This window comes from Bradyrhizobium sp. USDA 4486, from assembly GCF_054057995.1.
In genome coordinates, this window is the sequence record NZ_JBSRZV010000001.1 from 401,312 (window position 1) to 420,631 (window position 19,320).

The window sequence follows — 19,320 nt, forward strand, 5'->3', positions numbered from 1 at the left end:
CGCGACCGTTGCCTGGCGTCGACCCGAATACTGTCGAGGCCCAGCTCACGGGTGGCGGTTGGTTTTCTGAATGGGTCGCCACGTGACGGGCGATCGTGGAAGGTCTCCGAACTCGGACGAGGCGTAGTCCCGGCCTTCCGGGGTGATGATATGAACGTCGTAGCAGCCTATCTTAGCAAGCTCCTTGGCTTTCGTGAGGGCCGCTTCGGCGGTCTTCCTCCGGTGCGCCAGCCCGCCGTGCTTGCACATGCCTTTGACGGTGAAGCTCATTTCTTCTTCTTCTTTTTGTTCTTTTTCATCGTATCTGCCTGGGCTCGGAATGCCTCGGCCAAAGTCTTCATCTGATTTGCCACAAAGGCATCAGCAGCGCGTGCGGCTGCCTTTTCGGCCACCTCAGCCTGCTTGCGGATGTCCTTTACAGCTCCCATGGGAGCTTAATTTGGAGGCCACAGTGTTGTTCCCCTTTATAGTCTCAGTTCCTGGCCGCAAGCTTCGTTTACGGTCCCGCATCCTTCGCGGGACTCATCCGCGAAGAGAAGGGGACGGTGAATGTAACCGTGCTTGATGATTTTCGTGCGATACGTCGGGGCCTTTTGCTGTAGTCGCGGCTGGATCAAGCTCAATCATTCGATCTGCTCTATCAGCGGCAGTGCGACCCGAGGCAGGCGATTTCCGGGCGCGCTAATGTCCGCGGCCTCGGTGTTCCGTAGAAACGTCGAGGCCGCTCCGCTTGCGTGTTCCCAGGCCGCGGCTCCTCGCCCGAAAGGAGCAGCGGCGCCTAGAACCCAGCGTAATAGTCGTTCACCACTCTCGCCCGTCCCGGGTCGTCCCAATTCCACTCGTTATCATTGCCGTAGTGGGGCGCGCCCTGCAGCCTGTCGGCACTTAGGTTGGTCCGGTACCCGCCCAGGTTCGTGTCGTACTTCAGGGACTGCCATGGTAGCGGATAGTGGTCGTCGCCGATGCCTAAGAAGCCGCCGAAGCCGAGGACTGCGTACGAGACCTGGCCGCTCACCTTGTCGATCATCACGCGCTCGATTGAGCCAATCTTCTGGTCCCCGGCGCCGTACACCGCGGTGCCTTCGACCTTGTCGCTGCCAATCAGCGTTCCTGTTTCACGCCTTTCCGTTTCCATTGTCATCCTCCTCTTCGGTTAAGATCGATACGATAACGATGCGCGGCCGAGCCTCGTTCCTGAAGCAATTTCCGGACTTGCGAAGACGGGGAATGGGCGGGCCTGCGACGATTGATCCGACGGATTCTACCTCGGAGAACCGCATGAAAGCCAAAAGGATGCATCAAGGGAGCTATCGTGGGCGATATCGCCGGCCACATGGCCGGCTATCACCTCGCCGAGCTCGCGCATATCTAGCAACTCGCCAGATCGCGCAGCGGATGAAGTGATCGCTGGCGTTGCGGCCGCGGCCCGATCTCGCCACGCTCGAACGGGGCCACGGTTATACCGTCCGGGCGCCGCGCCAGTAGCCGCTCCAGATTTGCTTTGCGCAAGTGGAGGGGGACGGGCCGCAAGTCGTCTCCGCCCATCGCGAGGACATCGAAGGCGCAGAGCTGCACCTCGTGGTCGTGTTGCCGGCTGTGCAGCGCGTTAAAGTCGCTGGTGCCGTCCACTCCAAGGATCACGACCTCGCCATCGATCACAAAGCGCTTCTGCCGGTTCTTCAGCGCCGCCTCGGCAATCCAGGGATAGCGCGTGGTCCAGTCAGTGCCGTTGCGCGAGAGGAGGTGCACGCGTTTGTTCTCCCGGATGACTAGCATCCGGTAGCCATCGTGCTTCACTTCATGAATCCAGTCCGGCCCGTTCGGGACCTGCTTGCCGGCTGTCGCTAGGCACAGCTCGTACGCCATACGCATGGGCCGAAGATAAGACTCCCGCTGCCTTTACGAGTCGGGAACAAGTGGCAATCTGGCGAACTTCTTTCCTGCTCCGGCTTCCCCAAGAGCCCCCTGAAACCGGAGCAGACCCCAACGGCCCCAGCTGCTGCCCAGTTGGGGCCGCCCTTTTGCAGGGCCCTCTGGGCATCAGGCTGGCGGGCCCCTTTCGGTTGCAGAAAGCGGCTTATCCAGAGGCGAAGAAGTAAGCAAACGTAGCACTTCTTCAGCGTGCTCCTTGGTCAAATTGGCCGCCCATGCGGTTCCGATCAGTGCTGGACCCTTGCGTTCTCGATCGTAGACCATCCAACCTTTGCCTCCCATTCGAATGAAAAATCGGCCCTTTGATGAAACTTCGTCGGTCAATGAAGCATGCTCCCGAATTGCCCAGCATCTAGCAGGGAGGCGCATTCATCTTTGTAGCTGCATTAACGAATGTGAATCTCGGGAGAGAAAGCGGGCAAGGTTTCGGTTTCATTCGGGCGGGCCGCCTCGCGGCAACCCCTTACGGACGCGATCTCGCGAATTCCGGCGGCTTGCCGCTTTCCAAATCCGGCCTGACCACTGCGCCACGGTTGCCACAGCGGGCGCAGACGAACCGCGGGCTCGACGTCGGATAGCCGCACTTCGTCCAGCCAGCGATCAGCGCTGAGCTCGACGTGGTGCCCGCAATGGCAGTAGACCAAGACGCCGCGCAAGCCCATCTCACGCATCTCGCCGAACGTGATCTTGCACGGTCGGCCGTCGGCTTGTGTGGGCGTGTGGCGGCGAACAGGGCGAGGCATGCCGTTATCGAAGCGCGGCGCGGGGTAGAGTCAAATAATCAATCCCTAGTGGCTCGGATCGTGAGCGAGACACTGCGCATCGTGGATGTGGATAGCCAACTGCGCGGGAATCGGGAGTTGATGTGTGGCTTCGCCGACTGGCACTATTTTGCTAGCGACGTCGGAATCCGTCGATGACCCATAGGAGAGCAAACATCACTATCGGATAACTGACCGGCACAATGCATAGCCACGTCAGATTTGCATCCCGGCGCTTCCGGTATTCGTCCTTATTGGATGTGGCTCCATGGTAATTAGCCCAGCTCTTCGTTGCATCACCGCGAACCTTGTGCGGTCGACGAGGGAAAGCTCCTCACTGGGATACGCTTCCGACATTTGCCAGACAAAGAAGCCAAACCGTCGCGGTTTGGATGACGCTCGCTGGATAGTCGAGTTGACGGCTTCTGCATCAGCCTTTTAGAGCTCTTACGTGAAAGCGTCAGGGAAGCCGAACAGATCCTCATTCGATTTCCTGTTCCCGACACGTTCCTCGGCAGGAAAACACAAGAGCCTTTTCCACGAGAGGCCCAAACGGCCGCCCGGAAAATTCCGGATAATTCACATGGGTAATTTCCCAAGCCCGGAATGAGGTGTTACTTGCGGCATCCTTCGTGACGGGGAAGTCACAATGCCTCATCGTATGTACCGCGCGTTAGAGCGGACTTGCCGAGAGCAGGCTGCGCTTACACAGCACAAAGAAACGAGAGAAGAACTCGAAAAGATGCAAAGAGAGTACAAGGTCATTGCCGATTGGCTAGAGCGCCAACTGCCGGAGGCAGATCGGCGCCCTGATGTGCGATAGGTGCATCAGTATCGACAAAGAAAGGCTGACTCTCCCAGCGTCCCGGACTAGGGATGCCCTAAGACAGCTTGGAACGTTGTCTGCACTTTGTACTTAGCGCGCAGCCACAACGATGTGGCTGGAGGGCGGGCCGTGCAAACTCCATTGCGGATATTGGTCGTCGAGGACGATTACTTCACCGCGGAAAATGGTCCAGGAGGCGTTGTCAGAGGGGGCTTCGAGACGGAGGTGGTAGCCTCCGGCCAGGAGGCGCTAGCGCTGCTTGATGACGATCATAAATACCGCGCGCTTGTGACAGACATCAATTTGCAGGACGAACACACGGGCTGGCAGGTGGCAAAACGCGCTAGAGAATTATTCGCCGACCTTCCTGTAGTTTACATGGCCGGCGCAGCTGCAGACGAGTGGGCGTCGCGTGGCGTGCCCAACAGCCTTCTTCTGACCAGGCCATTCGCGCCTGCGCAGGTCGTCACGGCTGTGTCTCAATTGCTAAACGATGCGCCGGCGCCGACTGATTAATGTCGCATGAGTTGGCGCCCTCTAGAGCCGACGCTGACGTGTGTGGGAACCAACCTTTCGGGCGGTGCGTTTACCGTGCGCTTCTGCTCCCCGCGTCCCCAACCCGTGGGCAGAAGATTGGAAATGGCGGCTCCAGTGTTGCCCAACCTGGAGCCGTACTTGTTTGTGCGCCAGGTAACTGGCAGTTGTTCACGCTGGCGGCCTTGGCCATAGCCCCAGGCTTTCTCTTCGCCACTCGTCGTGTGTGGATGGGGGCACACTTCTGGGAATATGGAGCAATCCAAGGAACCCAGCGACCAACATCCGCTTGTGTTGCCGGTGACGGCCTCAGTCCCACGAGGCAAGAGCCTGTCCGGAGGCCCAGCATCATCATGCCCCCGGCCCGATGCTGGGGCCGCCACGACTTCAGTTTCTGTACGAGGCGCGATTGGACGAGACTGGGAGAATCGCCGTCGCCATAACTGCGACGGCTATTGCCGCGGCTGGCTCCTTCTTTGCCATCCGGTCTATTCTCGGATCGTACCTCTGAACTTCTGTCGACCTGGCTTGATCGCTCATCAATCAGGGTGGATGTCTGCTCGTTGGCATTCTTCCGCTTTCGGACGGTATATCTTCGCTGCGGTCTCGGAGTTCATGGCTGCGGTGGCTTCTCAGCATAAATATGCAAAACGAAAAGGACGTTCTGAAATTCGTCCGTGACTTCCATCCGCCATTCGCGCCCCGGGTGCAAGTTGCCGTTTAGCCCTTGGAGGGTCTGACCGGCCATCACCGTGGCCTCCTTCCAAGCCGCCTGCTTGTCGGGCAACTCCTCACCTTCGTGATCAATATGCTTTTGTCCATGTCGGACGTGAAAAAAATAGCGGGGCATCTTGGACGAGCAACGCGGCTTCTCTCACCCTGTTCCGGGTCATCTCGCCGACAATAGCTTCGAAATGCACTGTTCGAGCACTTCCGCCGTGAAGGGCTTGGTGAGGTACGGACGGTCTCGAAATGCTTCCGGCAGCCCAGCATTGCCGTATCCGGTTGCAAACGCGAAGGGGATGTTGCGGCGGGCGAGAGCGTCGGCCACGGGCTCCGCGCTCGGGAGCCTAGCTTCATGTCCAGAATGGCGACGTCAAACCCATCGCGCCGGGCGCGCTCAAGGGCTGTTGATACATCATCGGCTTCGGCAGCGACTGTGTGACCTAGCTCCGTCACCATCTCCGCTACCATCATCCGGATGAGCGCTTCGTCCTCCACCAGCAGCACACGAGCCATGTTGTCCTCGTCCCCTGTTATTGACGAATGATCTTCGTCGCCTGCGGGATTGCTTGCAGTGCGATGGTGCGGAGCTCGTTCAATGTGACGTCTCCTGCCTCAGCAGCTCGCACTTTGTGCTGATCAGCAAGCTTCGCGAACAGCTCACGCTGTTTAAGGTCGATCGCTCGATCGCGAATTTTTTTCGCATTCCGAAATTCGAGCGCGACACGTGGTTAGCTGACCTTCGATGTCCAGCACGGCCGCCTCCAATCGTCTACCTAGAAATAGAGGGGGGACTGGCAATTGCGAATCACTTGATCTGTTTTAACGGCTGCTCACTGATTTTCGTGCAGGATGCCTGTCCGCGCTCAGGCGGAAGGTGGCTCCGGCCCTTGTGACCCTCCCATAGAAGTGTCTCCAGGTGGCCGGGAGCCGCTATTCCTGTAAGCGCTCCCCTCCCTATTTGATTCCGAGTGTTGAACTGACTTGCCCGCGTCCTGATTGGCCCCTAAGCTAGTTCCCGAGGGGGAACGTGCCATGAAGGACATGCTCGAACATCTCGCCACGTTGCGCGAGCAGATCGAAAATGTGAGTGAGATACGGCCAAGTCGCAGATCAAGCGAGCGGCGTTCGAGCGGGTGGTCTTTCACTATAAGGTCCTCGCCGCAGAGCTCGAAAGAGCGATCGAGCAAGCAAGGACTGAGAACGACTAAGGCCGCTGGGTCTGGCGCACATCGTCGAATGTATACTTTGTAACACAAGTGATGGACGCGAACCGCATCGAGGGCCACGGTGCTCCTGATGCATCCTCGATCCGAGTCCTATCGGTCGCTTGAGGCCCTCTGCCGCCATCAGGCAGCCGTCACAACTACCCCGGCGGCCAAGCTGGAGCTGTTGGAAATGGCTCGCGAATACAAGCTCTTGGCGGATGGTTGGCAATCGCCTGAGCCATAAGCTCAGTTTTGAACCAAACAGCCCTGAGGTAGTTTACCCTTCATCACCGCCCAAGGCTCTGCCCGTAGGCGTCGGTGGCTGAGAGACCGAGAGAGCTCCCGCCTGCAAAGCGAAGGGAGCGCCGTCACGGCTACTCACGAGCAAATACACGGACTGGCTTCCGAGATCGCAGAAGAGTGCGCTCGCATTCGGCAAATGACGGCGCAAGCGGCTGAAGCGCTCAAGTTGCCCAAGCCAGACACGTTCCTAGGTCGCAAGACGCACGAGCCGTTCCCCATGCACAACGATCGGGAGGCTTGATTTATCTTAAGCGGTGCATGCGTCCGCGCCGGACCATCGAGCCATGCCCGGCCCGACAAACAGATTGAGGATAAGGAAGCCAAGCCGTCCTGGCTGATTAAGGCGCGGCGCTAATCGAGCAGTACGGTGCGGAGCTGCGGGAGATCATCAGGAACCTACGCGGCAAGATGAACTAAGGCGGCCTCACAGAAACCTAAGCCCGTTTTGGTACTTATACGGCCTGCAACGGGTTTATTTGGTTCGGGTCAGAACCGACAGCGGCGAACACCAGCGCTGGCTGGCAGCGACGGAGCGAGGCGCTGCTGTGGATCGAGTGCTCGCGACCATTCCCGAAGGTTGGACAGCAAGCCTAGTTGAACTGGAGTTGGGTGCGGACCTGACAGCTTCATTGAACATGCAGCCGGGCGAGGTCCGGCGACATCCGATGTCCGAATTCCCCTCTTCGGGTACGAACGGTCCCGGGCATCTCCGGGGCTGGAGGACCGAGACGCACCGAGACCGCCCGACGCACCATACTCAACGCGGCACGCCGGTTTATAGCGTCCCGCCCGGGATTCACTCCCGGAGTCTCAAATGATAGAGTGTACTAAATTTAATCTAACGGTCATCCTGTTAGGACCAGCCACCATGGCTCGCTTCAAAGAGGCCGGCTCGGTCATTGGGGATAGCTGGGCATTGCTCGGCCCGAGTTGGGAGTCGACAAAGTAAGGGCCCTGCTCGGGAACAGGGCCCTACCGGGTTTTAAAACTGATACGACATGAAAGACGCCAGCCCCGGTGAACGCACGCTCCCATCGCTTAGCTGTTCCGGCATTAACAAACATGAATTGTTTGCATGTTTTTCCCAGGCCTGATCCCGGCCGTCTCGGGCTGCTGCGGATTCTCAGACGCCCAGGCCTAACAAGAGGCGGCTGATCTTGGCGGCCTGTGTAATGAAACGGCCCCAGGCCTGGACGTTGGCCCAGGGCTGGGGCCGCTCGGGCTATCCGTCGGAGAGCCTCATGCGTCGGAAACGCATGCAGAGCCAAGTCTCGCCTTGGACCATCGTTCCGGGTTGGATGCACCAGGTTCGTCTCGCTGTCAGCGAGCTCCGTGGCTGGGGCTTTCTTCCTTCAGGCGTTGCTCCGCCTCAACGGGGCTGGAAGACGAGACCGGAGGACGCGTGTGCGAGCTTTGGGAGCGTGAGCTCGCGGCTCATAGCCGGATGTGTGCGTTTGCGTGTCGCAGCGGAAGTGCCAGCTGAACGCCGATCGCGCGGCCAAGCTGTCTCTCCGCGAAATCCTTCAACGCGGGAGAGATCTCAAGCCCATCGGAGGCGATGCGGTGCTCGAGCTCGCGCGCGATGTCTTCGGGCGCGTCGCGCGACCAGCCCTCGGCCGGGTTGAAGGCGACCAAACGAAGCACCCGGTCATATTGCCCGCTGAGCAGGTCATCGATCGGCGTGGAATGGTCGATGCCTTCGTCGGTCTCGCGGAAGGCCGCGCCGTCGCGGAAGTCCTCGAGGACCAGTAAAAGTCTTTGTCGGGGGGCCGAACTCATGCGGCAGTCGCGTCAACCGGCGTGCTGCCGGCGACTTCTGTCAGGGTGAGGGAGGCCAGAACGAACTCGGCTCCCGGGAGAGCACGGCATAAGCCGTCCAACCATCGCGCAGGGAAGGCCGTGTGTTGGGGTTCACCTGTATGCTGCTGTGCGGTTCTTTCGCGCTACTCTTCGCACAGTGGACCGTGGGTGCCAGCCGGCACCCGGCCTTCCCCATAGGCGTTAAGGTAGCGCAAGCATTGATTGATATTGACGTTTTCGGGGAGGCTCGCGCAGGTGCCGCCCGAGCGCTCGCTTACTGCGGCGCAAGCGGCGGATGGTTGGTTGTGGAATGATTGCTTGCAGCAAGGATGCAACGAGTTGTTGCAAGATACGCCAACCGCCAGGTGTCGTCAGGCGGCCTGCTTCCAGTGGGGAGAGTCCTCGAAGTCGCGGACAAGCGGCTCGAGCAGCAGGATAATCAAGAGGTGAGCCAGCAGGTAGGGCTTCGCCGAACGCTGATCAGTTCCAGGCGGTGTCTTGAGACCAATCAGGCTTTTCAGTCGCTTGAAGCCAAGTTCGATCCGCCATCGCAGTCGATAGAGTGCAAGCACATCCTTGGCGGAGAACTCGTCCCGTGCGAGCGACGTGACCAGAATGACCCAATCCGCGGCTTCCAGAGTCCCTTTGGAGATGATGCGGTTTTCGTCTCGTGCGTCTCGCCGAGCTTTACGACGCGAAGCCGCGGCCGCACCGGTGGGCTTCTTGACCGCAACCAGACGCATAGCCAGAGGCGCCCCGTCCTTGCGTTTGATCCAAATCCTCCGATCGATCAGTCCGCGTGCCTTTGCCGCACGCAATTGGGCCATCAGATCGAATGGAAGGCCTTGGGCATCAAGCCAGCGCGCGTTCTTCCAGCCTGCTCGGATCAGAACGTCGGCACCAGCCGCGCGGACAGCCGCGATGCGGTCAGGTTGCAGATAAGCGCGGTCAGCAATGCGGATCTCGTTCTTGACTACTGGTATCCGGTCAAACGTTTCGCCCTCTTGCTGATCCGTTAGCTCGAAGTGACCAAAGCGCTCACTTGGCAGATCAAATGCACTATGAAGCCGCCAAAGCTCACTGCTCCTGCGGGCAGTCGGCCCGGCCTGAGGTACTGTCGTCGCATCGACGATGCGGATCAGGCGGCCTCGGCTCGCCTTCGGCGCTGCCGCATCGAGCAAGCTCTCCACCAGCACTGCAAACCAATCGCCACATTGACGCAGGCGATAGAACAACGCCACGCTGCTGAGGTCCGCAAGGCCAACAGAAGCCGCCCACGCAGCTGTCGATCTCAATCCTCTTTCCCCTAAACAATAGGCCAGCATCAGCCGAAGCAACGCCACCGCGTCTGGAATTTGGCGCCGCCGCGCGAAAGCCTTCGTCTGGCGCGCGCTTATCTCAAGCTGCTCAGCCCCACCCAGCTGCGCAACCACTCTCGTCCAGTCCTCATTTAGAAGCGATTCGTCTGCCATGCCCCTTGGAATCACGTGTGATTCCAACACTCAAGAATAAACTTAACGCCTATGCGGCCTTCCCTGCGCCCTCTTGGATTCGAGGGTGGAGAGGTTAAGCAAAGCTCGGGCGACATCAGCCGCGAGGATGCGAAGGCGTGTTTGAACATGTGCAACGAGCGCCAATCTGTCACCGTCACCCTGGAGGCGCGCGCTCTGCCGTGCGCAGCGCTGCAGACTAGAGGGCGATGGCCCGGCTGCAATTCGGCCGTACATCCTTAGGCTCCGCATGGGACACGTTGCGTCCCATGCCACGCACCTCCAGCGATAACGGCTTCGCCGTTACGCAGCGGATGACGGAATTGATATTGTCATCACCGTCCCGCCGGTGCGGACATCGCACCATTGGCGTAGCGCGACCAGTCGGGCGTGGTCGGCTGCGACGGCCACATTGCGGCATTGGAGTCGCGCACTGAATGGGTGACGGGGGCGGGTTGCGCCTTGCGGACGTCGCGGCGGTCGCTCGCCGCGGCGGCCTGGATGGTGGCCGCGGCAATCAGGGCGCCGCCGAGAATGGCGAAGAATTTTTCCATGTCGTTTCTCCCGTGACGACGCTCCGGCTGGGGTGTCTTGTGTGCTCGTCGTCGCCGCTGACATGGCGATGCGCCTTTCCGAATATCAGCGGCGTCGCGTTCACGTTGGAGCGAGCAAATTCTTTCATCTCGGCTAAATATTCGGCAATCACACCCGTAACGCGGTGGACTCGCCCGTCGCAATCCGGTTCAATGGGCCGAATTGGCTTTCCAGGCGACAACGATGTCGAGATATCTGCTGGTCCTGTTGTTGACGGCCTCACCGGCGGCCGCGCAGGTCAAATTGACCCCGAAGGCCACGGCTGCGCATCCGGACCCCTGCGCTCCGATCGGGCGCACGGCGGACGGCAAACTGGTCTACTCGATGAAATGCGAGAACCTTCCGGCAGCGCCCGCGCCGCCGCCCCAGGCCGAAGCGAAGGAGGCGCCGCCGCCCGCCACCGAGGCGGAGCCGGAGGTGCGGCGGAGCGGCATCTTCGGCTGGTCCTACGACCGCCGGTGAAGGTCCGCGCCACTTGCGCGACGGCCCATGGAATGCTCTTTGCTTGAAAATTCCCGTGGGGCCATCGCCCCGACCCAGAGAGATGAGATGAGCAAACTCATTATCCGCGCTGGCGACTTCACCTTCGACGCCCGCTTCGAGGAGCAATTGGCGCCCAAGACGGTCGCCGCATTCCGCAAGGCGCTGCCGTTCGAAAGCCACATCATCCATGTGCGCTGGAGCGGCGAGGGCGTGTGGATGCCGCTCGGCGATCTCGATTTCGGTGTCGGCTACGAGAACCACACCAGCTATCCCGCGCCGGGCCAGATCATCCTCTATCCCGGCGGCATCAGCGAGACTGAGATCCTGCTCGCCTATGGCGGCGTGCATTTCGCCAGCAAGATGGGCCAGCTCGCCGGCAACCATTTCATCACGCTGACCTCGGGCCTCGAGAATCTCGCGACTCTCGGCAAGAGCGTGCTGTGGAAAGGCGCGCTGCCAATCCGCTTCGAGGAAGTCTGAGTGACTGACGCCCGCTACCCGCGCGATCTCCGCGGCTACGGTCGCAACCCGCCACACCCGCAATGGCCGGGCAACGCGCGCGTCGCGGTGCAGTTCGTCGTCAATTTCGAGGAAGGCGGCGAGAACAACATCCTGCACGGCGACCGCGCCTCGGAAGCATTCCTGTCCGACGTGCTCGGCGCGCAGCCCTGGCCGGGTCAGCGCCACGCCAACATCGAATCGATGTTCGAATACGGCGCGCGCGCCGGCTTCTGGCGGCTGTGGCGGATATTCAATGAGCGGAACTGGCCGACCACCGTGTTCGGCGTCGCCACCGCGCTGAGGCGCAATCCCGAGATTGTCGCGGCGATGAAGGAGGCGCGCTGGGACATCGCCAGCCACAGCCTGAAATGGATCGAGCACAAGGACATGACCGAGGCGCAGGAGCGCGCCGAGATCGGCGAGTCGATCCGCGTCCATACCGAGGTGACCGGGTCGCGGCCGCTCGGCTGGTACACCGGCCGCTCCTCGATCAACACCAACCGCCTGCTGATGGAGGAGGGCGGCTTCCTCTATCTCTGCGACTCCTATGCCGACGATCTGCCCTATTGGGTCAAGGGCGCAAAGGGCAAGCAGCTCATCATTCCTTATACGTTGGACGCCAACGACATGCGCTTCATCAACCCGCAAGGGTTTGCCGAAGGCGAGCAGTTCTACACCTATTTGAAGGACGCCTTCGACGTGCTCTACGCCGAAGGCGAGACTGCGCCAAAGATGATGTCCGTCGGGCTGCACTGCCGTCTCGCCGGACGTCCCGGCCGCGCCGCGGGCCTGATCCGCTTCCTGGACTATATCGGCAAGCACGAGCGCGTCTGGGTGCCGACCCGGCTCCAGATCGCGCAGCATTGGCACGACAAGCATGCTCATCTCGCGTCTGCTGCGTTCGAGATCGGGTAACGCGATGCCGCAGCTCTCGCTCGCCGATCTCAATGCCGCCAGCCAGGCCGACTTCGTCGCCGCGCTCGCCAATGTTGTCGAATACTCGCCGTGGATCGCGGAGAAGCTTGCCGAGCAGCGGCCGTTCGCGGGCATCAACCAGTTGCACATCGCGCTCGTGGCGGCGATCCAGAGTGCCGAGCCTGACGTGCAGCTCGCGCTGATCCGCGCCCATCCAGATCTCGCCAACAAGACCCAGCGCGCTGCGGGCCTGACGGCGGAATCGACCGACGAGCAGAACAGCGCCGGCCTCGACCGGCTGTCGGATGCCGAATACGCGGCGTTCGAGCGCGTCAACAGCGCCTACCGTGAAAAATTCGGCTTCCCCTACATCGTTTGCGTACGCCGTCACACCAAGGATTCCGTCCTGCGCGACTTCGAGACGCGGCTGCGCAACATTGCCAAAACCGAGACGCGGCGCGCGATCGAGGAGATCGGCCGCATCTCCGCGCTGCGGCTCGATCAGCTCGTGATTGCCGACGACAAGTTGAATGTACACGGCCGGCTCTCGACCCATGTGTTGGACAATCACGCCGGCAAGCCCGCGCCCGGTATTGCAGTCGAGCTCGTTGAGCTTGCGAATCTCGGCGCCAACCGTGTGATCGCGCGGGCGGTGACCAATGCGGATGGCCGCACTGACCAGCCGCTGATCGGCGGCCGGCCACTGCCGATCGGTCGCTACGAGCTGAGATTCAGCGTCGGAAAATATTACGCTGAGCGTGGCGTGCAGACGCCCGATCCGCCGTTTCTCGATCAGATTCCGCTGCAGTTCGCAATCAGCGAGCCCGAAGGCCACTATCACGTGCCGCTGCTGGTGACGCCGTGGAGTTACTCGACCTATCGCGGGAGCTGATTGCAAGCACGCTCTTCGCCTCTCCCCGCAGGCGAGGCGAGGCAGCATGGCGTCGCCATGGTCGCTGCTATCGAATCCGGTCGAAGCCCCCAAACTTATCGAGCAGCGCCGGAAACAGCCGATCCGGCTTGAACGGCGGCGCGGTGAAGCGGATGCCGGTGGCATTGGCAATGGCGTTGCCGAGCGCAGCCGCGACCGGATTATACGGACTCTCGCTCATCGACTTCGCGCCCAGCGGTCCGATCGTGTCCGAGGTCTCCGCGAAGAAGACTTCCGTGCGCGGTACGTCCGCAAAGGACGGCAGGTGGTAGTCGCGGAATTTCGGGTTGGTGACGCGCCCCTCGGCGTCGATCACCATCTCCTCGTACAGCGCAGCGCCAAGCGCCTGTGCGACGCCGCCTTCGACCTGCCCGCGGCACTGCATGGGATTGGCGACGACGCCCGCGTCCGCGGCCTGCACGCTGCGGAGAATCTTGAGCTCGCCGGTGCCCTTGTTCACGGCGACGCGAAAGCCCTGCACGTTGAAGCCGACCGAGCGCGGCGTGCCGCCGGAATTGCCGGTGGCGGCGAACGGCCGGCCGCGTTCGCGCGCGAAAGCCGCGAGCTCTGCGAAGGGCATCCGCCGCACGCCACTGACGACCGCCTCGTCGGCGAGCGTGCAGCCCGCGGTGTCGCAGAGCCACGCACTGGCGGCAGCCGCCTTCAGCTCGGTCGCAAGCTGCGTTGCGGACGCCTGCGTCGCCTTGCCCGCAACGAAGGTACCGGCGCTGCCATAGGCGCCGGTGTCGTGGCCACCATGGGCGGTGTCGGACTGGCGCAGACGGATGCGGTCCACCGTGGTCGCGAGAACAGTCGCGGCGATCTGCCGGTGCACGGTGCTGGTGCCGTTGCCGAACTCGGCGGTGCCGACGGTGAGATCGAAGCCGCCGTCGTCATTGAGCGCGATCATGGCATCGGCGATATGACCGGCCGGCGGCACCGTGTCGATCATGGTCAGCGCCACGCCGTCACCGATCAGCCATTCCGGCGACAGCGCCGGCTGCGGACCGTCGGCCTGCATCGCGCGCTCGACGAGGTCGAGGCACTGGTCGAGCCCGTAGGAGCCATAGAGCACGTCGTGGAATTCGGACGGCGGCGGCGACAGCATGGGGTCGCCCGGCTTGACGACGTTGCGCCGGCGCATGTCATAGGGGCTGATGCCGAGCTGCTTGGCCAATTCGTCGATCGCGGCTTCGATGGCAATTTGCGTCTGTGGCAGCCCATAGCCGCGAAACGCGCCCGCCGGCACCGTGTTGGTGTAGACGGCGTAGCCGTCGACCCGCTTGTTCGGGCAGTTATAGACGGCGATCGACTCGGACAGCGAGTGGAACATCACCGGGCCGGCGTGATTGCCGTAGGCGCCGGTATTGGAGAGCACCTCGAGCTGCAGTGCGGTCAGCTTGCCGTCGGCGTCGGCGCCGGCCTTGATGTGCACCCGCATCGGATGCCGTGTCGAGGTCGCGATGAACTGCTCCTCGCGGGTCAGCTCCAGCTTGACCGGACGTCCCGTCCTGAGCGCGGCGAGGGCAAGGATGTCCTCGACGAACATCTCCTGCTTGCCGCCGAAGCCGCCGCCGACGCGCTCGCAGAACACGCGGACCTTATCCATGGGAAGCTGGAAGATGTCGGACAGCGCGCGCCGGGTCAGGAACGGCACCTGCGTCGAGGTGCGGACATTGAGCACGCCTGCGGCATCAAGCCAGGCGAGGCCGCCATGGGTCTCCAGTGCCGCGTGCTGCACGCGGTGACTGTGGAAAGTGGCCTCATAGGTGACTGCAGAGGTGGCAAGTGCTGCGGCGACATCGCCGAACTCGCCATGCGTCTCTGCTGCCAGGTTACGCTGGGGATCGGCGATGCGGTTCGCGCTGGTGCGGTCGGGATGAAGAACGGGCGCGCCCGGCACCATCGCCTGCTCGGGATCGATCAGCGCCGGCAGGATGTCGTAATCGATGTTGATGCGGCGGCACGCCTCCTCGGCGGCGGCTTCGCTCTCGGCCACGACCGCTGCAACCCTCTGCCCGATGAAGCGGACGACGTTATCGAGGATGCGGGTATCCTCGGGATCCATCCAGTCCTTCTCGTGCCGCGCGGTCGAGATCAGGACCGAGGGCGCATCCTCATGCGTCAGCACCGCGTGCACGCCGGGGACGCGCAGCGCCTCCGACTTGTCGAGCGCGACGATCCTGGCGTGCGCATGCGGCGAGCGCAGCAGCTTGATGTGCAGCAGGCCCTCGATGGCGGTGTCGAACGTGTAGCGCGCCTTGCCGCGGACCACGTCGGGGCCTGCGGGCGCCGGCAGGCTGCGGCCGAACGGGGCGCCGGGCTCGACGCTCTCCTCGACATTGAGCTTGCCGAGCAGCGCGTCCTCGATCGACCGATAACCGGTGCAGCGGCAGATATTGCCCTTGAGCGCCGATCCGAGATCGGTGCGTTGCGCCTGGTTCAGCGAGGCGCAGGTCAGGATCATGCCGGCGGTGCAGAAGCCGCATTGAAAGCCCTGCGCATCGAGGAAGGCTTGCTGCATCGGATGGGCGCCGTGATCGCCGCCGAGACCTTCGATCGTGGTGACGGCGTGGCCTTCGGCGCGGAACGCCGGGATCAGGCAGCTATGCACGGGCTCGCCGTCGAGCAGCACGGTGCAGGCGCCGCAATCGCCGGCGTCGCAGCCCTTTTTCACGCCGAAATGGCCGAGCTCGCGCAGGAACGTCCGCAGGCACTGACCTGGGCGCGGCTGATCCGAAAACGACTTGCCGTTGACCTCGACACTCATGACGGCATTGCCCCGAGGAGTTCGGCGCGAATCTCCTCGGCAAGCCGTAGCGTCATGTGCTTGCGCCAGAGCGGCTTGCCGTGGATGTCGGTGTGGTACAAATCGTCCGTGATCTGCTGCGCGATCACCTCGCGAAGCGCGCTCGCCTCCGGGGCTTTGCGAAACGACAGCTGGATCGGCCGCACCGTCGATGCCGTGACCGTCAGCGTCAGCGTGCCGTCGACATCAAGGCTGCCGACCAGAAGCGCGGCCGAACGGCCGACCGGAGCGAGCGAGATCTGGCGAAACGCCGTGCGGCGCCTCAGCGCGGCGATCGGGACATCGATCTGCCGGATCAGGTCGCCCGGAGTCAGGCGGTTGCGCTGGTTGCCGGTGACGAAGTCGACGACGGCAATCTTCTGCTCGCCGCCGCCGGCCTTCCAGATGGTGCACACGCCGTCGAGCGCGGCGGTGAGTGAGATCATGGGACCTGCCGGCAGTGACATGCAGAGATTGCCGCCGACCGTCGCCGTTTTCCAGATCTTGAACGAGGCGAGGAAGGCCCGGCAGCACTGGCCGATCAGGGGCGCCGCGAGCCAGTCGGGCGGGCAGGCGAGGCCATCGAGCTGCGCGACGGTACATGTGGCGGCGATGGTGAGATGGCTGTCCGTGATCGTCAGCGCTGGCCATTTCAGGTCGGTGAGATCGATCAGCCGGCGTAGGTGGACCTGCGGCTCCGAGAACAGCCAGGTGCCGCCTGCAAGCCAGGCATCGCCAGCCGTCCAGACAGGCAGCTGCGCGCGCGTTTGTGGATGGGCGACCGTCGTGATGGTATTCAAATCCATGGCTGCGCCAGCGCTTTCGCCCGGTGAATCGTGGGATGAGTCTTGCAAGACCGGAGCCAAGTCGCAACAAACAAGTCACGGCGGGAGGGCGTTCGGGCACTTGGCCGCATTGGGTGTCCGTCGCGCGAATGTGAGGAGAAGCGGGATCATGAGCGACGCAAATCCGGTCTGGATCAAGGATCCGCTCGCCATTCTCGGAGACGGTGCCGAGCGCGGTGTCGTGGTGAGGGATGGCCGGATCGCCGAGCTTGTGCCGACCGGCGGCGTGCCTGCGACGGCGGATGTCGCGGTGTTCGATGCGGGCGAGCATGTCGTGCTGCCGGGCCTGATCAACACCCATCACCACTTCTACCAGACCCTGACCCGCGCGCTGCCGGCAGCAATGGACCGCGAGCTGTTCCCCTGGCTGCAGGCGCTCTATCCGGTGTGGGCGAAGCTGACGTCGGAAGCGCTGGAGCTCGGCGTCACCGCGGCGATGTCCGAATTGCTGCTGTCGGGCTGCACGACCACCACGGATCATCATTACGTGTTCCCGGCAGGACTCGAAGACGCCATCGATATCGAGGTGGCCGTCGCAAAGCGGCTCGGTATGCGCGTGCTGCTGACGCGCGGCTCGATGAACCTGTCACAACGCGACGGCGGCCTGCCGCCTGACAGCGTCGTGCAGGATGAGGACACCATACTTGCCGACAGCGCCCGCGTGGTCGCAAAACATCACCAGCGCGGCGCCGATGCGATGGTGCAGATCGCGCTGGCGCCATGCTCGCCGTTCTCGGTGACGACGTCGCTGATGCGCGCGACCGCCGATCTCGCGGGCAAGCTCGATGTGCGCCTGCACACCCATCTCGCCGAGACCGAGGACGAGAACAAGTTCTGCCAGGAGATGTATGGCTGCCGCCCGCTCGACTATCTCGAGCAATGCGGCTGGCTCGATGCGCGCACCTGGCTTGCCCATGGAATCTTTTTCGATGCCGCGGAGATGAAGCGGCTCGGCAAGGCGAAGACCACCATCAGTCACTGCGCGTGCAGCAACCAGCTTCTCGCCTCTGGCTGTTGTCCGGTCTGCGAGATGGAGGAGGCCGGTGTCCAGATCGGACTCGGCGTCGACGGCTCCGCCTCGAACGACGGATCGAACCTGATGCAGGAGGTGCGCGCGGCGTTCCTGCTGCAGCGCGCCCGCTATGGCGTGAGCAAGGTCAGCCACAAGGATGCGCTGCGCTGGGCCACGAAGGGTTCGGCAGCCTGTGTCGGCCGGCCGGAACTCGGCGAGATTGCCATCGGCAAGGCCGCGGATCTCGCGTTGTTCAAGCTCGACGAGCTGCGCTTCTCCGGCCACGGCGATCCATTGGCCGCGCTGGTGCTGTGCGGAGCGCATCGCGCCGACCGGGTGATGGTGGCGGGGAAATGGGCGGTGGTCGACGGGGCGATCCCGGGCCTTGATGTTGCCGATCTCATCCGCCGTCACAGCGCGGCGGCGCGGGCCATGCAGGCGGGATGATCGAGGCCGAACAAACGGAGGGGGCGACCACAAGTGCCGGGTGCTTCTGGCCACCCCCTTCCGAACCTCCTCCGGGAGGAGCAGGTGATTTGGTCAATGCAAGAAGCGTGCTACTTGCCCGGCAGCTTGTCGTCGATGCCCTTGACGTAGAAATTCATGCCGAGGATCTGGCCGTCGTCGAGATGATCGCCGCCTTTGCACTCGATCGGCTTGCCGTCCTGCCCAACGACCGGGCACTTGAAGGGATGCAACTTGCCCGCGGTGATCGCGGCCTGGGCATCCTCGGCCATTTTTTTCACGTCGTCAGGCATGTTGGTGTAGGGCGCCATCGCGAACATGTGGCTGTCGAGGCCGCCCCAGGTGTCCTCGGATTTCCAGGTGCCGGCGAGCTCGGCCTTGACGCGCTCGATGTAGTAGGGACCCCAGGTATCGAGGATCGAGGTCAGCTGGGTCTTGGGACCGAACTTGATCATCTCGGAATCCTGGCCGAAGGCGAGCTTGCCGCGTTCGCTGGCGACCTGCATCGGGGCCGGCGAGTCCGTGTGCTGCATGATCACGTCAGCGCCCTGGTCCAGCAGCGCCTTGGCCGCGTCGGCCTCCTTGCCCGGGTCGAACCAGGAGTTCACCCAGATGATCTTGACCTTGATATTCGGATTGATGCTCTGTGCGCCAATCATCGTCGAGTTGATGCCCGAGACGACCTCCGGGATCGGGAACGAGCCGATATAGCCGAGCACGCCCGTCTTCGACATTTTGGCCGCGACCTGGCCCTGGATGTAGCGGCCCTGGTACCAGCGCGCCGAATAGGTCGACATGTTCTTGTCGCGCTTGTAGCCCGAGCAGTGCTCGAAATGCACGTTCGGATATTTCTTGGCGACCTTCAGCGTCGGGTCCATGTAGCCGAACGAGGTCGTGAAGATCAGCTTGTTGCCGGCGCGGACGAGCTGCTCGATGGCGCGCTCGGCGTCGGGACCTTCTGGGACATTTTCGAGATAAGTGGTCTCGATCTTGTCGCCGAGCTCCTTCACCAGCGCCTGGCGCGCCAGATCGTGCTGGTAGGTCCACCCCAAGTCACCGATTGGACCCAGATAGATGAAGCCAACTTTCAGCTTGTCGGCGGCGGAGGCGGCGCTGACGCTTCCGGCGAGCAACAGCCCGGCAGCCAGCGCAAGAAGTGATTTCCTCATCATCAATCTCCAAACATCAGGGGAAAGCCACGATCCGCAA

The 19,320-nt window shown here is 62.5% G+C and carries 20 protein-coding genes; 6 read left to right on the forward strand and 14 right to left on the reverse strand.

All coding sequences use genetic code 11. The features are described from left to right. Nucleotides 1-45: 45 nt before the first annotated feature. From ACVWY3_RS01915 to ACVWY3_RS01940, 6 genes are all read right to left on the reverse strand, one after another. Nucleotides 46-270, reverse strand: a complete 225-nt coding sequence (locus ACVWY3_RS01915; protein ID WP_456836939.1) for a hypothetical protein — start codon at nt 268-270, stop codon at nt 46-48. Further along, nucleotides 267-428 carry a hypothetical protein gene (locus ACVWY3_RS01920; protein ID WP_456836940.1) on the reverse strand — a complete coding sequence of 54 codons (162 nt, stop codon included), beginning with the start codon at nt 426-428 and terminating at the stop codon, nt 267-269. The genes ACVWY3_RS01915 and ACVWY3_RS01920 overlap by 4 nt, the downstream gene beginning before the upstream one ends. Before the next feature lie 350 nt (nt 429-778). Beyond that, the gene (locus tag ACVWY3_RS01925) at nt 779-1,135 is read right to left on the reverse strand and encodes a PRC-barrel domain-containing protein (protein WP_130370878.1); all 357 of its coding nucleotides are present in this window, start codon (nt 1,133-1,135) and stop codon (nt 779-781) included. A 233-nt stretch (nt 1,136-1,368) separates the two neighbouring features. Then, nucleotides 1,369-1,872, reverse strand: coding sequence for an ATP-dependent DNA ligase (locus tag ACVWY3_RS01930; RefSeq protein ID WP_456836941.1), 504 nt, complete (start codon nt 1,870-1,872; stop codon nt 1,369-1,371). Nucleotides 1,873-2,040: 168 nt separating this feature from the next. Next, the gene (locus tag ACVWY3_RS01935) at nt 2,041-2,256 is read right to left on the reverse strand and encodes a hypothetical protein (RefSeq protein WP_456836942.1); all 216 of its coding nucleotides are present in this window, start codon (nt 2,254-2,256) and stop codon (nt 2,041-2,043) included. Between the two features lie 62 nt (nt 2,257-2,318). Further along, on the reverse strand, nt 2,319-2,675 hold the full coding sequence (locus tag ACVWY3_RS01940; RefSeq protein ID WP_456836943.1) for a hypothetical protein: 357 nt from the start codon (nt 2,673-2,675) through the stop codon (nt 2,319-2,321). Between the two features lie 973 nt (nt 2,676-3,648). Here ACVWY3_RS01940 and ACVWY3_RS01945 point away from each other — a divergent pair. After that, complete coding sequence (locus ACVWY3_RS01945; RefSeq protein WP_456836944.1) at nt 3,649-4,035, forward strand: response regulator; 387 nt, start codon at nt 3,649-3,651, stop codon at nt 4,033-4,035. 631 nt (nt 4,036-4,666) lie between these two features. Here the strand turns inward: ACVWY3_RS01945 and ACVWY3_RS01950 are convergent. The 5 genes from ACVWY3_RS01950 to ACVWY3_RS01970 form a co-directional block, all read right to left on the reverse strand. Then, nucleotides 4,667-4,903, reverse strand: a complete 237-nt coding sequence (locus tag ACVWY3_RS01950) for a DUF6894 family protein (RefSeq protein WP_456836945.1) — start codon at nt 4,901-4,903, stop codon at nt 4,667-4,669. Further along, nucleotides 4,801-5,292 carry a response regulator gene (locus ACVWY3_RS01955; protein WP_456836946.1) on the reverse strand — a complete coding sequence of 164 codons (492 nt, stop codon included), beginning with the start codon at nt 5,290-5,292 and terminating at the stop codon, nt 4,801-4,803. Before ACVWY3_RS01955 ends, ACVWY3_RS01950 begins: the two co-directional genes overlap by 103 nt. Nucleotides 5,293-7,721: 2,429 nt before the next feature. Next, a complete protein-coding gene (locus ACVWY3_RS01960) occupies nt 7,722-8,066 on the reverse strand; it encodes a hypothetical protein (protein WP_456836947.1) in 345 nt (114 codons plus the stop codon). A 392-nt stretch (nt 8,067-8,458) separates the two neighbouring features. Beyond that, complete coding sequence (locus ACVWY3_RS01965; RefSeq protein WP_456836948.1) at nt 8,459-9,559, reverse strand: IS4 family transposase; 1,101 nt, start codon at nt 9,557-9,559, stop codon at nt 8,459-8,461. A gap of 353 nt (nt 9,560-9,912) precedes the next feature. Next, nucleotides 9,913-10,131: a hypothetical protein gene (locus tag ACVWY3_RS01970; protein WP_456836949.1), complete on the reverse strand. Its 219-nt coding sequence runs from the start codon at nt 10,129-10,131 to the stop codon at nt 9,913-9,915. 223 nt (nt 10,132-10,354) lie between these two features. Here ACVWY3_RS01970 and ACVWY3_RS01975 point away from each other — a divergent pair, with 223 nt between their 5' ends. From ACVWY3_RS01975 to uraD, 4 genes are all read left to right on the forward strand, one after another. Then, nucleotides 10,355-10,633 (forward strand): hypothetical protein, encoded by a 279-nt coding sequence (locus ACVWY3_RS01975; RefSeq protein ID WP_456836950.1) that lies wholly within the window; start codon nt 10,355-10,357, stop codon nt 10,631-10,633. Between the two features lie 87 nt (nt 10,634-10,720). Further along, nucleotides 10,721-11,134: a DUF3830 family protein gene (locus ACVWY3_RS01980; protein WP_456836951.1), complete on the forward strand. Its 414-nt coding sequence runs from the start codon at nt 10,721-10,723 to the stop codon at nt 11,132-11,134. Next, on the forward strand, nt 11,135-12,070 hold the full coding sequence (gene puuE, locus ACVWY3_RS01985; RefSeq protein WP_456836952.1) for an allantoinase PuuE: 936 nt from the start codon (nt 11,135-11,137) through the stop codon (nt 12,068-12,070). A 4-nt stretch (nt 12,071-12,074) separates the two neighbouring features. Further along, the gene (gene uraD, locus ACVWY3_RS01990) at nt 12,075-12,962 is read left to right on the forward strand and encodes a 2-oxo-4-hydroxy-4-carboxy-5-ureidoimidazoline decarboxylase (RefSeq protein ID WP_456836953.1); all 888 of its coding nucleotides are present in this window, start codon (nt 12,075-12,077) and stop codon (nt 12,960-12,962) included. Nucleotides 12,963-13,029: 67 nt separating this feature from the next. Here the strand turns inward: uraD and ACVWY3_RS01995 are convergent, their stop codons facing one another. Both ACVWY3_RS01995 and ACVWY3_RS02000 read right to left on the reverse strand, forming a co-directional pair. Continuing rightward, nucleotides 13,030-15,771, reverse strand: a complete 2,742-nt coding sequence (locus ACVWY3_RS01995; RefSeq protein WP_456836954.1) for a molybdopterin-dependent oxidoreductase — start codon at nt 15,769-15,771, stop codon at nt 13,030-13,032. Beyond that, complete coding sequence (locus tag ACVWY3_RS02000) at nt 15,768-16,595, reverse strand: FAD binding domain-containing protein (protein ID WP_456836955.1); 828 nt, start codon at nt 16,593-16,595, stop codon at nt 15,768-15,770. Before ACVWY3_RS02000 ends, ACVWY3_RS01995 begins: the two co-directional genes overlap by 4 nt. 148 nt (nt 16,596-16,743) lie before the next feature. Between ACVWY3_RS02000 and ACVWY3_RS02005 the strand changes: the two genes are divergently transcribed. After that, the gene (locus ACVWY3_RS02005) at nt 16,744-18,093 is read left to right on the forward strand and encodes an 8-oxoguanine deaminase (protein WP_456836956.1); all 1,350 of its coding nucleotides are present in this window, start codon (nt 16,744-16,746) and stop codon (nt 18,091-18,093) included. A 110-nt stretch (nt 18,094-18,203) separates the two neighbouring features. Here ACVWY3_RS02005 and ACVWY3_RS02010 read toward each other — a convergent pair whose 3' ends face one another. Beyond that, complete coding sequence (locus tag ACVWY3_RS02010; protein WP_456836957.1) at nt 18,204-19,280, reverse strand: BMP family ABC transporter substrate-binding protein; 1,077 nt, start codon at nt 19,278-19,280, stop codon at nt 18,204-18,206. Nucleotides 19,281-19,320 lie beyond the last annotated feature (40 nt).

Bases quoted from the DNA above. Each gene is read 5' to 3' on its own strand.
- ACVWY3_RS01925 (WP_130370878.1), bottom strand. From the start codon at position 1,135: ATGGAAACGGAAAGGCGTGAAACAGGAACGCTGATTGGCAGCGACAAG.
- ACVWY3_RS01980 (WP_456836951.1), top strand. From the start codon at position 10,721: ATGAGCAAACTCATTATCCGCGCTGGCGACTTCACCTTCGACGCCCGC.
- ACVWY3_RS02005 (WP_456836956.1), top strand. From the start codon at position 16,744: ATGAGCGACGCAAATCCGGTCTGGATCAAGGATCCGCTCGCCATTCTC.
- ACVWY3_RS01960 (WP_456836947.1), bottom strand. From the start codon at position 8,066: ATGAGTTCGGCCCCCCGACAAAGACTTTTACTGGTCCTCGAGGACTTC.
- ACVWY3_RS01955 (WP_456836946.1), bottom strand. From the start codon at position 5,292: ATGGCTCGTGTGCTGCTGGTGGAGGACGAAGCGCTCATCCGGATGATG.
- ACVWY3_RS01920 (WP_456836940.1), bottom strand. From the start codon at position 428: ATGGGAGCTGTAAAGGACATCCGCAAGCAGGCTGAGGTGGCCGAAAAG.
- ACVWY3_RS01995 (WP_456836954.1), bottom strand. From the start codon at position 15,771: ATGAGTGTCGAGGTCAACGGCAAGTCGTTTTCGGATCAGCCGCGCCCA.
- ACVWY3_RS01965 (WP_456836948.1), bottom strand. From the start codon at position 9,559: ATGGCAGACGAATCGCTTCTAAATGAGGACTGGACGAGAGTGGTTGCG.
- ACVWY3_RS01915 (WP_456836939.1), bottom strand. From the start codon at position 270: ATGAGCTTCACCGTCAAAGGCATGTGCAAGCACGGCGGGCTGGCGCAC.
- ACVWY3_RS01970 (WP_456836949.1), bottom strand. From the start codon at position 10,131: ATGGAAAAATTCTTCGCCATTCTCGGCGGCGCCCTGATTGCCGCGGCC.
- ACVWY3_RS01940 (WP_456836943.1), bottom strand. From the start codon at position 2,675: ATGCCTCGCCCTGTTCGCCGCCACACGCCCACACAAGCCGACGGCCGA.
- ACVWY3_RS01950 (WP_456836945.1), bottom strand. From the start codon at position 4,903: ATGCCCCGCTATTTTTTTCACGTCCGACATGGACAAAAGCATATTGAT.
- ACVWY3_RS01975 (WP_456836950.1), top strand. From the start codon at position 10,355: ATGTCGAGATATCTGCTGGTCCTGTTGTTGACGGCCTCACCGGCGGCC.
- uraD (WP_456836953.1), top strand. From the start codon at position 12,075: ATGCCGCAGCTCTCGCTCGCCGATCTCAATGCCGCCAGCCAGGCCGAC.
- ACVWY3_RS02010 (WP_456836957.1), bottom strand. From the start codon at position 19,280: ATGAGGAAATCACTTCTTGCGCTGGCTGCCGGGCTGTTGCTCGCCGGA.
- ACVWY3_RS01930 (WP_456836941.1), bottom strand. From the start codon at position 1,872: ATGCGTATGGCGTACGAGCTGTGCCTAGCGACAGCCGGCAAGCAGGTC.
- ACVWY3_RS02000 (WP_456836955.1), bottom strand. From the start codon at position 16,595: ATGGATTTGAATACCATCACGACGGTCGCCCATCCACAAACGCGCGCG.